A 15,750-nucleotide genomic window follows, 5' to 3' on the forward strand; every position below is an offset into this window, starting at 1 on the left:
CAATCCGTGAAGGCGGTCGTACCGTCGGCGCAGGCGTTGTTGCGAAAATCATCGAATAATTTTTAAGATTTTGCACGATTGAGTGCTTGATCTTGGATGTGTGGGCGGCTATAAACCGCCCGCACACCCCACCACCCGGGTGGGGATGAGCCAGAAAGAAGATAAGCTTTTCAACTTTCTGACGATCTTGTAGGAGTGTAGCTCAGTTGGTAGAGCATCGGTCTCCAAAACCGAGTGTCGGGGGTTCGAGTCCCTCCTCTCCTGCCAAATTTTTCCGGGTCGTGAAACGAAGCATTAGAAAGCGGTGTAACCCCGACAATGGCTAAAACGTCGCCAGCACAATTCGTACAGCAGGTTCGCTCCGAGGCAAAGAAAGTCTCGTGGCCGTCCCGCAAGGAAACGACTGTATCGACCATTATGGTTTTCGTAATGGTTGCTCTGGCGTCTGTTTTCTTCTTTGTTGTCGATCAGCTCCTCGCTTGGGGTGTCAAGCTGGTCTTTGGTGTCGGGGGCTGATATGGCGCATCGCTGGTACGTATTGCACGTTCACTCTGGGTTCGAAAAGAAGGTCGCCCAGTCGATCCGCGAACAGTCCATCAAGAAAGGTCTTGAGGGCGAGATCGAGGAAGTCCTGGTTCCGACCGAAGAAACAGTCGAGATGCGTCGCGGCGCAAAGGTCAATGCCGAGCGGAAGTTTTTCCCGGGCTATGTCCTGCTGAAGATGGAACTCACTGACGAAAGCTGGCATCTGGTTAAAAACACCGCAAAGGTAACCGATTTCCTCGGTAGCCGTGGTAAGCCGATGCCGATTTCCGAAAAGGAAGCTCAGCACATTCTGCATCAGGTGCAGGAAGGTGTTGATCGTCCGAAGCCGACCATCGCGTTCGAGGTTGGCGAGGAAGTACGTGTTTCCGACGGCCCGTTTGCATCGTTTAACGGTGTTGTCGAAGGTGTTGATGAAGAACGTGCGCGCCTTAAGGTGTCTGTTTCGATCTTCGGTCGTTCAACGCCGGTCGAGCTGGAATACACCCAGGTCGAGAAGCTTTAAAAACGATCTTGAAAATTTAAGTCGCTGCCTGTATACGCAGGCAGCAATCAAGGCGCGGGAGGTCAGCCATGGCCGGACCGCGCGCTTCTGTAAGAGGTACTCTAATGGCGAAGAAAATCGACGGCTATATTAAGCTGCAGATTCCCGCCGGCAAAGCCAACCCGTCGCCGCCCGTCGGCCCGGCTCTTGGTCAGCGCGGTGTGAACATCATGGAATTCTGCAAAGCGTTTAACGCTGCTACCCAGCAGATGGAACCTGGTATGCCGATTCCGGTCGTCATCACCGTGTATTCCGACCGTTCCTTCTCGTTCGTATCCAAAACCCCGCCGGCATCCTACTTCCTGAAAAAGGCAGCAGGCGTTCCGAAGGGTTCCGGTACCACCGGTAAAGGTTACATCGGCAAGGTTACCAAAGCACAGGTCAAAGAAATCGCAGAAGCCAAAATGGCTGACCTCAATGCATTCGACATTGATGGCGCGATGGCAATGATCGAAGGCTCTGCCCGTGCTATGGGTCTCGAGGTAGTGGAGTAAGACGATGGCCAAGACTGGTAAACGCCTTGCCCAGGCCTATGAGGGCATCGACCGTAACACCCAGTACGATCTGGCAGCTGCTGTCAAAATCGTCAAAGAAGGTGCAAAAGCAAAATTCGATGAAACCATCGAATTCGCAATGAACCTTGGTGTTGACCCGCGTCACGCTGACCAGATGGTCCGTGGTGTTGTTTCCCTTCCGCATGGTACCGGTAAAACCATGCGCGTTGCAGTCTTCGCAAAAGACGCAAAAGCAGAAGAAGCCCAGAAAGCTGGTGCAGACGCTGTTGGCGCCGAAGACCTGATGGAAGCAATGCAGAAAGGCGATCTGAACTATGATCGCGTTATTGCAACCCCGGACATGATGGCTGTTGTCGGTCGTCTCGGTAAGGTTCTCGGCCCGCGCGGCCTGATGCCGAACCCGAAACTCGGCACCGTTACCATGGATGTCGCGACCGCAGTTTCCGACGCAAAAGCTGGCCAGGTCCAGTTCCGCGCCGAGAAAAACGGTATCGTTCATGCAGGTATCGGCAAAGCTTCGTTCAGCGAAGAGCAGATCCTCGAGAACGCGAAAGCATTCGTCGATGCGATCGTTAAAGCAAAACCGACCGGCGCAAAAGGTCAGTACCTTCAGCGCGCTGCGATCAGCTCCACCATGGGTGCTGGCGTGAAATTGTCGGTTGCTGACATCGCGTCGAAATAAGATTTTTCGAATTCTGGCCGATCTTCGGATCGGTCAGGACCGGAGAGGGCCCTGGCCCTCTCTACCTGTCTGTCCCAGACTGCAGGTGAGTGAGATTTGTCACTCTTAATTCCCTGCATAGGCAGAGGTTCCGGTACTTAGTTATTCCCCGCACGGGGCATCACACAAGGCTTGGACATCTGGCACACGGACGGGCGTCACAGACCGGTTCGAAAGGACTGGTCGCGTCTGTGAACCTCCTTGTGAGGTTCAGGGCAATAAGCAATGTCGGAGACTAATAGTGAACCGCGATGATAAACAACAGTTCGTAGCAGAGATGCGCGAAGTGTTCGAAGGTGCGGAAGGCGTCATCGTCACCCAGTACAAAGGGTTGACGGTTGCTGAAATCACCGCTCTTCGTGCACAGATGCGTGCTTCTGGTGCGGGCTTCAAGGTCACCAAAAACCGGCTTACGCGACTTGCTCTGGAAGGCACCAAATTTGCTGGTCTTGCAGACTACTTCACCGGCCCGACCGCGATTGGCTATTCAGCTGATCCGGCATCGGTCGCAAAAGTAGCCTCCGAGTTCGCAAAAGCCAACGACAAGCTTGTTCTTGTTGCTGGCGCCATCGGCGAACAGGTTCTCGATGAACAGGGCGTTAAAGCTCTGGCAGAACTGCCGTCGCTGGACGAACTCCGCGCGAAACTGGTTGGTATGATCCAGACCCCGGCACAGCGTATCGCTACGCTGACCTCCAAGCCGGCGGCTCAGATCGCCCAGGTGCTGAAGGCATATGCCGACAAAGGCGAAGCCGCGTAAACCAAATTATCCAGATATCACTGATATCTAAGTTCAAGCCTAGGAGTTATACAAAATGGCCGATCTTAAGGCACTCGTTGAAGAGCTTTCCAAGCTCACCGTTATTGAAGCTGCAGAACTTTCCAAAATGCTCGAAGAAGAGTGGGGCGTTTCCGCCGCTGCTCCGGTAGCTGTTGCTGCTGCTGGTGGCGCTGCTGCCGGTGCTGCTGCTGAAGAGAAAACCGAATTCGACGTTATCCTCGCTTCTGCTGGCGACAAGAAAATCAACGTCATTAAAGAAGTTCGTGGCATCACCGGTCTTGGCCTCAAAGAAGCCAAAGACCTGGTTGAAGGCGCTCCGAAAGCCGTCAAAGAAGGCGTTGCTAAGGACGAAGCCGAAGCCATCAAGAAACAGCTTGAAGAAGCTGGCGCAACCGTCGAACTCAAGTAATCGACGGCTTCTTGCCAAGGTTTGGGTCGGCGTCCTCTGGGCGCCGGCCCTTCCGTCTCTGTGCACCCCGGCAATCGTGCCAAGGTCTGTGCAGGGGCGCGAACAGGAATTTAACGGTTGACGCTGCCAAAGGTAATCGTACATAACGTAAGGCCGTTTAGGTCAGAGGTTATCTTTGACGGCGTCGACAGCCGAGGGATCAGTGATCTCAATCAAGTTGGATGTCAGAATACATCCACGGTCATAATCAAGTGAACGCCCGCCCCGTACGGGGCTCGGGCGTCGTTGTGCTGTATGCGTTTTGCGCAAGTCGGAAACGTGGCAGGGCAGGGACGAACGAGTTCGGACGGTGTGGGGAGGCGCGATTAAAGGAACGATGATGGATAAGTCCTTTACTGGTCGAAAGCGCATCCGCAAAAGCTTTGGACGGATCAGCGAAGTCGCTCCGCTCCCGAATCTCATTGAGGTTCAAAAGAATTCCTACGACAAGTTTTTGCAGACCGGGACCCCGCAGGAGCAGCGGGACGATGCAGGTCTCCAGGAAGTGTTCAAGAGCGTCTTTCCGATTAAAGATTTTTCGGAACGCGCAACTCTTGAATTCGTTTCGTATGAGCTTGAGCAGCCGAAATACGATACCGAAGAGTGTCGCCAGCGTGGCATGACCTTTGCCGCACCGCTGCGTGTAACACTGCGCCTGGTTGTATGGGATATCGACGAGGACACGGGTGCCCGTTCGATCCGCGATATCAAGGAACAAGACGTGTATATGGGCGATATGCCGCTCATGACCGAACACGGTACCTTTATCGTGAACGGCACGGAACGCGTTATCGTTTCCCAGATGCACCGTTCGCCGGGCGTCTTCTTCGACCATGACAAAGGTAAGAGCCACAGCTCGGGCAAATATCTGTTTGCTGCGCGCGTGATTCCTTATCGTGGTTCGTGGCTCGATTTCGAATTCGACGCAAAAGACATCCTGTATGTCCGTATCGACCGTCGCCGCAAACTGCCGGCGACCACGCTGCTTATGGCTCTTGAAAACGAAGAGTCCGAACAGCTGCGTGCACAGCGTGCCGAAGAAGGGCGTTCTGTCGATCCGTCGGAAATCGAAGGCCTGACCCCGGAAGAAATCCTCAACTATTACTATGAGTCGGCTGAATACCGCCGTACCGCAGAAGGTTGGGTAACCGATTTCAGCGCAGACCGTTATATCGGCCAGAAGCTGGTGAATGACCTTGTTGATGCAAGCAACGGCGAAGTTGTTGCAGCAGCAGGTTCCAAAATCACCAAGCGTTCCGCTGCCAAAATCACCGAGCAGGGCGTTAAAGAGATCATCGTACCGGAAGAGCAGCTTAACGGCTGGTTCATGGCAGATGACCTTATTGACGGCGAAACCGGCGAGATCCTGGCAGAAGCCGGTCACGAACTGACCGAAGGTGTGTTCGAACAGCTTAAAGAATGGGGTGTTGATTCCGTTCGTCTGCTGATGATCGACCACAACCAGGTTGGTCCGTATCTGCGCAACACCATGGCACTGGACAAGAACAGCAACCGCGAAGAAGCCCTTGTGGACATCTATCGCGTCATGCGCCCGGGCGAACCGCCGACCCTCGAGGGTGCGGAAGCCATGTTCAAGGGCCTGTTCTTCGATGCAGAGCGTTATGACCTTTCCGCGGTTGGCCGTGTGAAGATGAATGCGCGTCTGAACCTCGAATGTGCAGACACTGTTCGTATCCTGCGTCGTGAAGACATTCTGGAAGTCGTTCGCGTTCTTATCGACCTGAAAGACGGTCGTGGCGAGATCGACGATATTGACCACCTTGGCAACCGTCGTCTGCGTTCGGTTGGCGAGCTGATGGAAAACCAGTTCCGCGTTGGTCTTCTGCGTATGGAACGTGCGATCCGCGAGCGTATGAGCTCGGTCGAGATCGACAACGTGATGCCGCATGACCTGATCAATGCCAAGCCGGTTGCGGCTGCTGTTCGTGAATTCTTCGGCTCCTCGCAGCTGTCGCAGTTCATGGACCAGACCAACCCGCTTTCGGAAATTACCCACAAACGTCGTCTTTCGGCGCTTGGCCCGGGTGGTTTGACCCGTGAGCGTGCAGGCTTTGAAGTTCGTGACGTTCATCCGACCCACTATGGTCGTATCTGCCCGGTTGAAACGCCGGAAGGTCCGAACATTGGTCTGATCAACTCGCTGGCGACCTTTGCCCGTGTCAACCAGTACGGCTTCATCGAAAGCCCGTATCGCAAGGTTGTCGACGGCAACGTCACCGCAGAGGTTATTTACCTCTCGGCGATCGAAGAAGGCCGTTATGTCATCGCGCAGGCAAACGAACCGCTTAACGATGATTTCAGCTTCACCAACGAACTGATCAACACCCGTAAAGCCGGTGACCACTATATGGCCCGCTCCGAAGAGATCGACCTTATGGACGTCTCGCCGAAGCAGCTGGTATCGGTCGCATCCGCGCTCATTCCGTTCCTTGAGAACGATGACGCGAACCGCGCACTGATGGGATCGAACATGCAGCGTCAGGCGGTTCCGTTGATCCGCTCTGAGGCACCGTATGTCGGTACCGGTATGGAAGTTCCGGTGGCACGTGATTCGGGTGCAACCCTGATCGCACGCCGTGATGGTGTTGTTGAATCCGTTGACGCGACCCGTATGGTTATCCGCGCAACTGGTGACATTGCTGCTTCGGAATCGGGTGTCGATATTTACACCCTGCTGAAATATCAGCGTTCCAACCAGGGCAGCTGCATCAACCAGCGTCCGCTGGTAAAAGTTGGCGATGTCGTCGAAAAGGGTGACATCATTTCGGATGGTCCGTGTACCGATATGGGTGAACTGGCTCTGGGTCGTAACGTGCTCGTCGCGTTTATGCCTTGGAACGGTTACAACTTCGAGGATTCCATCCTTCTGTCCGAGCGTATCGCACGTGATGACGTTTACACCTCGATCCACATCGAGGAATTCGAAGTCATGGCCCGCGATACCAAGCTGGGTCAGGAAGAAATCACCCGTGATATTCCGAACGTCGGTGAAGAAGCGCTCAAAAACCTCGACGAGGCGGGCATTGTCTACATCGGTGCGGAAATCAAGCCGGGCGATATCCTTGTCGGTAAAGTAACGCCGAAGGGCGAAAGCCCGATGACGCCGGAAGAAAAACTTCTGCGCGCCATCTTCGGTGAAAAAGCATCCGACGTCCGTGATACGTCGCTGCGTGTCCCGCCGGGACAGTTCGGTACCATTGTTGAAGTCCGCGTGTTCTCGCGTCGTGGCGTTGACAAGGACGAACGTGCCCTGGCAATCGAGCGTTCGGAAATCGAACGTCTTGCACAGGACCGTGATGACGAACGTTCGATCCTCGAGCGTAACTTCTATGGTCGTCTGAAAAACCTTCTGCTGGGTCAGCAGCTGGTTGATGGTCCGAAGGGCCTGACTGGCGAGATCACCGAAGACAGCCTTTCGGGTGTTGCACGTGGTCTGTGGCGTCAGATCGCCGTTGCTGATGACAATGTCATGTCTGACATCGAAGCTCTGAAAAAGCAGTTCGAGGAATCGATTGCTGTTCTTCAGGCCCGTTTCGATGACAAGGTCGACAAACTGCAGGCTGGTGACGAACTGCCGCCGGGCGTGATGAAGATGGTTAAAGTCTTCGTTGCGGTGAAACGTAAAATGCAGCCGGGCGACAAGATGGCCGGCCGTCACGGGAACAAGGGTGTCGTATCGCGCATTATGCCGGTTGAAGACATGCCGCACCTCGAAGACGGTACGCCGGTCGATATCGTTCTGAACCCGCTGGGCGTTCCGTCGCGTATGAACGTTGGCCAGATCCTTGAAACCCACCTTGGTTGGGCTTCGCGTGGTCTTGGTGAACAGATCGGCGAACTTGTCGATGCTGTTGCTGACGGTCGTGGCGAGATGGATGACCTGCGCAGCAAGCTTAATGATGTCTATGAAGGTGACGAATATGTCGCCGGCATCAAAGAGCTTTCTGATGGTGAAGTCATTGAGCTTGGCAACAACCTGCGTCGCGGCGTTCCGATGGCCACCCCGGTCTTCGATGGCGCACGTGAGCCTGATGTTGTTCGTATGCTTGAAAAAGCCGGCCTTGATGGTTCTGGCCAGGTTGACCTCTATGACGGTCGTACTGGTGAGAAATTCCATCGCAAGGTGACAGTGGGCTATATCTATATGCTCAAACTGCACCACCTGGTCGACGACAAGATCCACGCACGTTCGATTGGTCCGTACTCTCTTGTTACCCAGCAGCCGCTGGGTGGTAAGGCGCAGTTCGGTGGCCAGCGTTTCGGGGAGATGGAAGTGTGGGCACTCGAAGCTTACGGTGCTGCATACACCCTTCAGGAAATGCTTACGGTCAAGTCGGACGACGTTTCGGGCCGTACCAAGGTTTACGAAGCCATTGTTCGTGGGGAAGACACCTTCGAGGCAGGCATTCCGGAGTCGTTTAACGTTCTCGTTAAAGAACTCCGTTCGCTTGGTCTCAATGTCGAACTTGAGCAGAACGAATACTAAGTGTTTGGCTGACAGGGGTGCCCATCCGGGCATCCCGGTCGCCATTTCGCATCTTTCGGCCTGAAATTGGCGAAACCCGGTGAGACCGGGAATAGCGGGAGAGCCTTTATGAACGAGTTGATGAAGATCTTCGGGCAGCCGCAGGGCACCCAGAGCTTCGATCAGATCCGGATTCAGATTGCCAGCCCGGAGCGTATCCGCTCTTGGTCGTTCGGCGAAATCAAGAAGCCGGAAACCATCAACTACCGGACCTTCAAACCGGAGCGCGACGGCTTGTTCTGTGCGCGCATTTTTGGTCCGGTGAAGGATTACGAATGCTTGTGCGGCAAGTACAAGCGTATGAAGTATCGCGGCATTATCTGTGAGAAATGCGGCGTCGAAGTGACTCTGGCCAAAGTACGTCGCGAACGTATGGGCCATATCGAACTGGCGGCACCTGTTGCCCATATCTGGTTCATGAAGTCGCTTCCGAGCCGTCTCGGTCTGCTGCTGGACATGACGCTCAAGGATCTTGAGCGCATTCTGTACTTCGAAAACTATGTGGTTATCGAGCCGGGCCTTACCCCGTTGAAAATGGGTGAGCTCCTGTCCGAAGACCAGTATATGACTGCCCAGGAAGAATATGGCGAAGACAGCTTCCGTGCCGGTATCGGCGCAGAAGCCATCCGCGATATGCTTGCGGCAATCGACCTTGATGAAGAACGCGAAACCGCGAAAATCGACCTCAAGGAAACCAATTCCGAAGCCAAGCGCAAGAAGCTGGTCAAGCGTCTCAAGCTGATTGAGGCCTTCCAGGAATCCGGCGCGCGCCCGGAATGGATGATCCTTGAAGTGATCCCGGTCATTCCGCCAGAACTGCGTCCGCTGGTTCCGCTGGATGGCGGCCGTTTCGCAACGTCGGATTTGAACGACCTTTACCGTCGTGTCATTAACCGTAACAACCGTCTGAAGCGCCTGATCGAGCTTCGTGCGCCTGATATCATCGTGCGTAACGAAAAACGTATGCTTCAGGAATCGGTTGATGCGCTGTTTGACAACGGTCGTCGCGGTCGTCCGATCACTGGTGCCAACAAGCGTCCGCTCAAATCGATGTCGGATATGCTTAAAGGTAAGCAGGGTCGTTTCCGTCAGAACCTTTTGGGTAAACGCGTCGACTATTCCGGTCGTTCCGTTATTACCGTGGGTCCGAACCTGAAACTGCATCAGTGCGGTCTGCCGAAGAAAATGGCACTCGAACTGTTCAAGCCGTTCGTTTACGCGAAGCTGGAACTGTACGGGATGGCCACGACCATCAAGGCTGCAAAGCGCATGGTGGAAAAAGAGCGCGCCGAAGTTTGGGATATCCTTGAACAGGTTATCCGTGAACACCCGGTCATGCTCAACCGTGCACCGACCTTGCACCGTCTTGGTATCCAGGCATTCGAACCTACCCTGATCGAAGGTAAGGCCATCCAGCTGCATCCGCTCGTTTGTACTGCGTTTAACGCGGACTTCGACGGTGACCAGATGGCTGTCCACGTACCGCTGTCGCTTGAAGCCCAGCTTGAAGCACGTACCCTGATGATGTCGACCAACAACATCCTTTCGCCGGCTTCGGGTAAACCGATTATCGTGCCGTCGCAGGATATTGTCCTTGGTCTGTACTACATCTCCATGGAACGTGATGGTCAGCCGGGCGAGGGCATGTCGTTCGTAAACATCGCCGAGATCGAGCAGGCTCTGGACGAAGGTGTTGTTACCCTTCACTCCAAGATCAATGCCCGTTACCATACGGTTGATGAAAACAACGAACGCATTACCGTTCGCGTTGCAACCACCCCGGGCCGCATGTTGCTGTCGGAACTTCTGCCGCGTCATCCGCGCATTCCGTTCGCGACCATCAACAAGCTGCTGACCAAGAAAGACGTCTCGAACGTTATCGATGTCGTTTACCGTCACTGTGGCCAGAAAGAGACCGTTATCTTTGCTGACCGCATGATGGGCCTTGGTTTCAACTGGGCATGTAAAGCCGGCATTTCGTTTGGCAAGGATGACATGATCATTCCGGAAGCCAAAGAACCGCTGGTCGGTGGTACCCACGACAAGGTCAAAGAATACGAGCAGCAGTACCAGGATGGTCTCATCACCCGTGGTGAGAAATACAACAAGGTTGTCGACGCCTGGTCGCAGTGCACCGATGACGTTTCCGAAGCGATGATGAAAGTCATCTCGGCAACGGCAGAAGGTGACAATGTAAACTCGGTTTACATGATGGCGCACTCCGGTGCTCGTGGTTCTGCCGCCCAGATGCGTCAGCTGGCTGCTATGCGCGGCCTGATGGCGAAACCGGACGGCTCGATCATCGAGACCCCGATTATTTCGAACTTTAAAGAAGGCCTGACCGTGCAGGAGTACTTCAACTCCACCCACGGTGCTCGTAAAGGTCTTGCCGATACCGCACTGAAAACGGCGAACTCGGGTTACCTTACCCGTCGTCTCGTTGACGTGGCCCAGGATTGCATCATCACCCAGCATGATTGCGGTACTGATCGTGGCCTCGACATCGCGGCAGTTGTCGATTCCGGTGAAGTTATCGAAACCCTGTCTGATCGTATCCTCGGTCGTTTCACCGCTGACGAGATCGTTAATCCGTCAACCGGCGAAATCATCGTACCGAAGAACGAGATGGTTGAAGAAGATCACCTCGATCTCATCGAGAAGGCCGGCGTCGAAATGGCGCGTATCCGTTCGGTTCTGACCTGTGACGCGGAAACCGGTGTTTGCGGCCATTGCTATGGTCGTGACCTGGCTCGTGGTACCACGGTCAACATTGGTGAAGCTGTCGGTGTTATCGCCGCTCAGTCGATCGGTGAGCCGGGTACGCAGCTTACGATGCGTACGTTCCACATTGGTGGTGCTGCGCAGCGTGGTGCCGAGGTTTCCGGTGTCGAAGCGAACTTCGATGCAACCGTGAAGCTTAAAAACCGTGCGGTTGTTGCGAACTCGGCGGGCGTCAATATCGTTATGGCGCGTAACCTCGAGATCCTTCTGATCGACAAAACCGGTCGTGAACGTGCGAAATATCGCGTTCCGTACGGCGCAAAACTTCTCACCGATGAAGGTGCACAGGTAACACGTGGCCAGAAACTGGCAGAGTGGGATCCGTACACCCTGCCGATCATCACCGAGAAAGAAGGTTATGTGAACTATGTCGACCTTCTCGAGAACGTAACCATTCGCGAAGTCTATGACGAAGCGACCGGTATTGCCTCGAAAACGGTTATCGACTGGAAGAGCATGCCCAAGGCGTCCGACCTTAAGCCGCGCGTTACCCTGCGTAACGAATCGGGCGAGGTCATCAACCTGGATAACGGTCTTGAAGCCCGTTACTTCCTGTCGGTTGACGCTATTCTCTCGGTCGAGAACGGTCAGAAAGTTCATGCTGGTGACGTGCTTGCACGTATTCCGCGCGAAGGTTCGAAAACCCGTGACATTACCGGTGGTCTGCCGCGTGTTGCCGAGCTGTTCGAAGCCCGTAAACCGAAAGAACACGCAATTATCTCGGATATTCCGGGTCGCGTCGAATTCGGCAAGGACTACAAGAACAAGCGTCGCGTCATCGTGCATCCGCTCGAAGACTCGGGCCTGACCGAACCGGTCGAATACCTGATCCCGAAAGGCAAGCACCTTGCCGTTCAGGAAGGGGACTTCGTCGAGAAGGGCGATCAGCTCCTTGATGGTTCGCCGGTTCCGCACGATATTCTGCGTGTTATGGGCGTCCCGGCACTGGCAGATTACCTGGTCAACGAAATCCAGGAAGTCTACCGCTTGCAGGGCGTTAAGATTAACGACAAGCACATCGAAGTCATCGTTCGCCAGATGCTTCAGAAAGTCGAAATCACCAAGCCTGGTGACACGACTCTTCTGGTTGGCGAAATCATTGACCGCGTTGATTTCGATGCCGAAAACGATCGTGCGCTTAAAGAAGGCGGCGAACTTGCAGAAGGCGCTCCGGTCCTCCAGGGGATCACCAAAGCCTCCCTGCAGACGCATTCCTTCATCTCGGCCGCGTCGTTCCAGGAAACCACGCGCGTTCTTACCGAAGCAGCTGTTTCGGGCAAAACCGATACCCTTATCGGTTTGAAAGAGAACGTCATCGTGGGTCGTTTGATCCCGGCTGGTACCGGTGCGGTGATGAACCGCTTCCGTGCACTGGCTGCCGAACGCGACAAATCGGTACAGATCGAGGCAGAAGAAGAAATCGGCGACAACTTCGGCCCGCAGGCCGATGCAGACACCGCTTCTCTGCCGGCAGGCGAATAAGTTCGTCGCGCCAGACAGTTAAAGAATCAGAGGCGAACCGGAACTCTTATCGACGTACCGGTTCGTCTCGGCGTTTGAAGCGCCAACTCGAAGGCCCAAATGGTTTTGCTTGACGCAAAAGGGGGCCGTCACTAGTATGCGCCCACCGAATCTAGGGGGGGGTAACTGTGCCGGTACCGTTTTGTGCGGTAGCGGGCGGTTTTCGCCCCCCATCGCTTGAGTGCGACTCTGACGGCCGTCGAGGCAGGATCTCCTGCATCTATGGGCGTCCGCGCGTGTTTTCATACTTGTATGAGGACGCGTGGTCGCTCGTCGTGCGTCGATAAGAGCAGCGCCCTCGTGGCGTCCGTTGAAGTAAAAGGGAAGATTAATGCCCACTATTAACCAGTTGATCCGCAAGTCGCGGACTCCGCGCACCCAGCGCGATATGGTTCCGGCACTGGAAGCATGCCCGCAGAAACGCGGCGTTTGCACCCGTGTTTACACCACCACCCCGAAGAAGCCGAACTCGGCACTTCGTAAGGTTGCTCGTGTCCGTTTGACCAACGGCTTCGAAGTTACCTCCTACATTCCGGGTGAAGGCCACAACCTGCAAGAGCACTCTGTCGTGATGATCCGCGGCGGCCGTGTAAAAGACTTGCCGGGTGTTCGCTACCACATCATTCGCGGTACCCTCGATACACAGGGTGTCAAAGACCGTAAGCAGCGTCGTTCGAAATACGGCGCGAAGCGTCCGAAATAAGGAGCAGCTCAGATGTCACGTCGTCACGCTGCTGAAAAGCGCGAAGTTTTGCCTGACGCCAAGTATGGCGATAAGGTTCTTACCAAATTCATGAACGGTCTTATGCTCGACGGTAAAAAATCTGCCGCCGAAAAAATCGTTTATGGTGCCCTGGAAGTTATGGAAAGCAAGGGTGCAGACCCGGTTGCCCAGTTCCACGAAGCCATGGATAACGTGAAGCCGAACGTCGAAGTTCGTTCGCGCCGTGTTGGTGGTGCAACTTACCAGGTTCCGGTTGAAGTTCGTTCCGAGCGTCGTCAGGCTCTGGCCATTCGTTGGCTGGTTGACGCTGCCCGCAAGCGTTCCGAAACGACCATGATCGGTCGTCTCGCCGGTGAACTGATGGACGCTGCCAACAACCGTGGCACCGCAGTCAAGAAGCGCGAAGACACCCACCGTATGGCCGAAGCCAACAAGGCTTTCGCTCATTATCGCTGGTAATTCAGACCTCAAGATCAAGAGTCGATTATGGTACAACGTACTCCGATCTCTCGGTATCGCAACATCGGCATCATGGCTCACATCGATGCTGGTAAAACGACGACCACCGAGCGAATTCTTTTCTACACCGGCAAGTCCTACAAAATCGGCGAAGTCCATGACGGCGCCGCTACCATGGACTGGATGGAACAGGAACAGGAACGCGGCATTACGATTACGTCTGCTGCGACGACCTGCTTCTGGAACGACCACCGTATCAACATCATCGATACCCCGGGCCACGTTGACTTCACCATTGAAGTTGAACGTTCGCTCCGCGTTCTCGATGGTGCCTGCGCTGTTTTCGACGCCGTTTCCGGCGTTGAGCCGCAGACCGAAACCGTGTGGCGCCAGGCTGACAAGTACAACGTTCCGCGTATGTGCTTTGTTAACAAAATGGACCGTACCGGTGCGGACTTCTTCCGCTGCGTCGATATGATCAAGGAACGCCTCGGCGCCAATGCTGCAGTCATGCAGCTGCCGATCGGTTCCGAGATGGAATTCGAAGGTGTTATCGATCTGGTTCGCAACAAGGAAATCGTCTGGAAAGACGAATCCCTTGGCGCAGAATTCGAATATCGTGACATCCGCGATTCCCTGAAAGACCAGGCTGAAGAATACCGTGAAGCTCTGATCGAACAGGCTGTCGAGTGCGACGAAGCTGCGATGGAAGCTTACCTCGAAGGCGAAATGCCGACCGAGGAAGTTCTCAAGAAGTGCATCCGTAAAGGCACCATCCGTGGTGAACTGGTTCCGGTCCTTCTGGGTACCGCGTTCAAGAACAAAGGCGTTCAGCCGCTTCTTGATGCTGTCATCGACTTCATGCCGGCACCGGACGATATCGACGATGTTCGTGGCGTTAAGCCGAACACCGAAGACGAGCCGGATTCCCGTGCACTGACCGACGAAGCACCGTTCTCGGCTCTTGCATTCAAGATCATGTCCGACCCGTTTGTTGGTTCCTTGACCTTCATTCGTATCTATTCGGGCGTTCTGGAAGCAGGTTCGTATGTTCTGAACTCTGTTAAAGAGAAGAAAGAGCGTATCGGTCGTATGCTTCTTATGCATTCGAACAACCGCGAAGAAATCAAATACGCTTGCTCGGGCGACATCGTTGCTCTGGTTGGCATGAAGGACACCACCACTGGTGATACCCTTTGTGATCCGTCCAAGCCGATCATCCTTGAGCGTATGGAATTCCCGGATCCGGTTATCGAGATCGCTGTAGAGCCGAAATCGAAAGCCGACCAGGAGAAAATGGGTCTCGCCCTTGCTCGTCTTGCACAGGAAGATCCGTCGTTCCGCGTTAAATCCGACCACGAATCCGGCCAGACCATCATTTCCGGTATGGGCGAACTTCACCTCGACATTATCGTCGACCGTATGAAGCGTGAATTCAAAGTCGAAGCTAACGTTGGTGCGCCGCAGGTTGCTTACCGCGAAACCATCTCGAAAGAAGTCGATATCGACTACACCCACAAAAAACAGTCGGGTGGTTCGGGTCAGTTCGCGCGTATCAAGCTCACCTTTACCCCGGGTGAACCGGGTACGGGCTTCGCCTTCACCGATACCGTTGTTGGCGGTAACGTTCCGAAGGAATACATCCCGGGTGTTGCAAAAGGTCTCGAGAGCTCGCTGCAGAGCGGTGTTATCGCAGGCTTCCCGGTTACCGACTTGTCGATCAAACTGACCGACGGTGCCTACCACGACGTCGACTCGAGCGTCATGGCCTTCGAAATTGCTGCTCGCGCAGCATTCAAAGAAGGTCTGTCGAAAGCTTCTCCGAAGCTGCTCGAGCCGATCATGAAAGTCGAAGTAGTGACCCCGGAAGAGTATATGGGCGACATCATTGGCGACCTGAACAGCCGTCGTGGCCAGGTCCGTGACATGGACTCCCGTGGTATTGCCCGCGTTGTTAACGCGTTCGTACCGCTGGCGAACATGTTCGGTTACGTCAACACGCTGCGCTCCATGTCCCAGGGCCGTGCCCAGTTCGTGATGCAGTTTGATCACTATGCAGACGTCCCGCAGGCAGTTGCGGACGAAGTCAAAGCCAAATCGGCCGGCTAAGGCCAAGCCAGAATAAACGGAGTTAGAAATGGCTAAAGAAAAGTTTGCGCGTACAAAA

General features: G+C 54.7%; 11 protein-coding genes and 1 tRNA gene. All 12 read left to right on the plus strand.

The features are described from left to right. Positions 1–191 precede the first annotated feature (191 nt). Positions 192–267 (plus strand) — tRNA-Trp (locus TH19_RS22130). Between the two features lie 51 nt (positions 268–318). Further along, positions 319–516: a preprotein translocase subunit SecE gene (gene secE, locus TH19_RS22135; RefSeq protein WP_040824880.1), complete on the plus strand. Its 198-nt coding sequence runs from the start codon at positions 319–321 to the stop codon at positions 514–516. 1 nt (position 517) lies between these two features. Beyond that, entirely contained in the window at positions 518–1,048 is a 531-nt protein-coding gene (gene nusG / locus TH19_RS22140) for a transcription termination/antitermination protein NusG (RefSeq protein ID WP_114100155.1), read from the plus strand. Between the two features lie 104 nt (positions 1,049–1,152). Beyond that, positions 1,153–1,581 (plus strand): 50S ribosomal protein L11, encoded by a 429-nt coding sequence (gene rplK / locus TH19_RS22145; RefSeq protein ID WP_114104527.1) that lies wholly within the window; start codon positions 1,153–1,155, stop codon positions 1,579–1,581. A 4-nt stretch (positions 1,582–1,585) separates the two neighbouring features. Next, a complete protein-coding gene (gene rplA, locus TH19_RS22150) occupies positions 1,586–2,284 on the plus strand; it encodes a 50S ribosomal protein L1 (RefSeq protein ID WP_114104528.1) in 699 nt (232 codons plus the stop codon). 280 nt (positions 2,285–2,564) lie between these two features. After that, positions 2,565–3,083 carry a 50S ribosomal protein L10 gene (gene rplJ / locus TH19_RS22155; protein WP_114104529.1) on the plus strand — a complete coding sequence of 173 codons (519 nt, stop codon included), beginning with the start codon at positions 2,565–2,567 and terminating at the stop codon, positions 3,081–3,083. Positions 3,084–3,138: 55 nt separating this feature from the next. Then, complete coding sequence (gene rplL / locus TH19_RS22160) at positions 3,139–3,513, plus strand: 50S ribosomal protein L7/L12 (protein WP_114104530.1); 375 nt, start codon at positions 3,139–3,141, stop codon at positions 3,511–3,513. 379 nt (positions 3,514–3,892) lie between these two features. After that, the gene (gene rpoB / locus TH19_RS22165) at positions 3,893–8,059 is read left to right on the plus strand and encodes a DNA-directed RNA polymerase subunit beta (RefSeq protein WP_114104531.1); all 4,167 of its coding nucleotides are present in this window, start codon (positions 3,893–3,895) and stop codon (positions 8,057–8,059) included. A 108-nt stretch (positions 8,060–8,167) separates the two neighbouring features. After that, on the plus strand, positions 8,168–12,361 hold the full coding sequence (rpoC, locus tag TH19_RS22170; protein ID WP_114104532.1) for a DNA-directed RNA polymerase subunit beta': 4,194 nt from the start codon (positions 8,168–8,170) through the stop codon (positions 12,359–12,361). A 370-nt stretch (positions 12,362–12,731) separates the two neighbouring features. Next, positions 12,732–13,103 (plus strand): 30S ribosomal protein S12, encoded by a 372-nt coding sequence (rpsL, locus tag TH19_RS22175; RefSeq protein WP_114104533.1) that lies wholly within the window; start codon positions 12,732–12,734, stop codon positions 13,101–13,103. 12 nt (positions 13,104–13,115) lie between these two features. Continuing rightward, positions 13,116–13,583, plus strand: coding sequence for a 30S ribosomal protein S7 (gene rpsG, locus TH19_RS22180; protein WP_114100161.1), 468 nt, complete (start codon positions 13,116–13,118; stop codon positions 13,581–13,583). A 27-nt stretch (positions 13,584–13,610) separates the two neighbouring features. Continuing rightward, the gene (fusA, locus tag TH19_RS22185) at positions 13,611–15,692 is read left to right on the plus strand and encodes an elongation factor G (protein WP_114104534.1); all 2,082 of its coding nucleotides are present in this window, start codon (positions 13,611–13,613) and stop codon (positions 15,690–15,692) included. The last annotated feature ends 58 nt before the right edge of the window (positions 15,693–15,750 follow it).

The sequence above is a fragment of the Thalassospira profundimaris genome, assembly GCF_003326675.1.
Lineage (GTDB): Bacteria > Pseudomonadota > Alphaproteobacteria > Rhodospirillales > Thalassospiraceae > Thalassospira > Thalassospira aquimaris.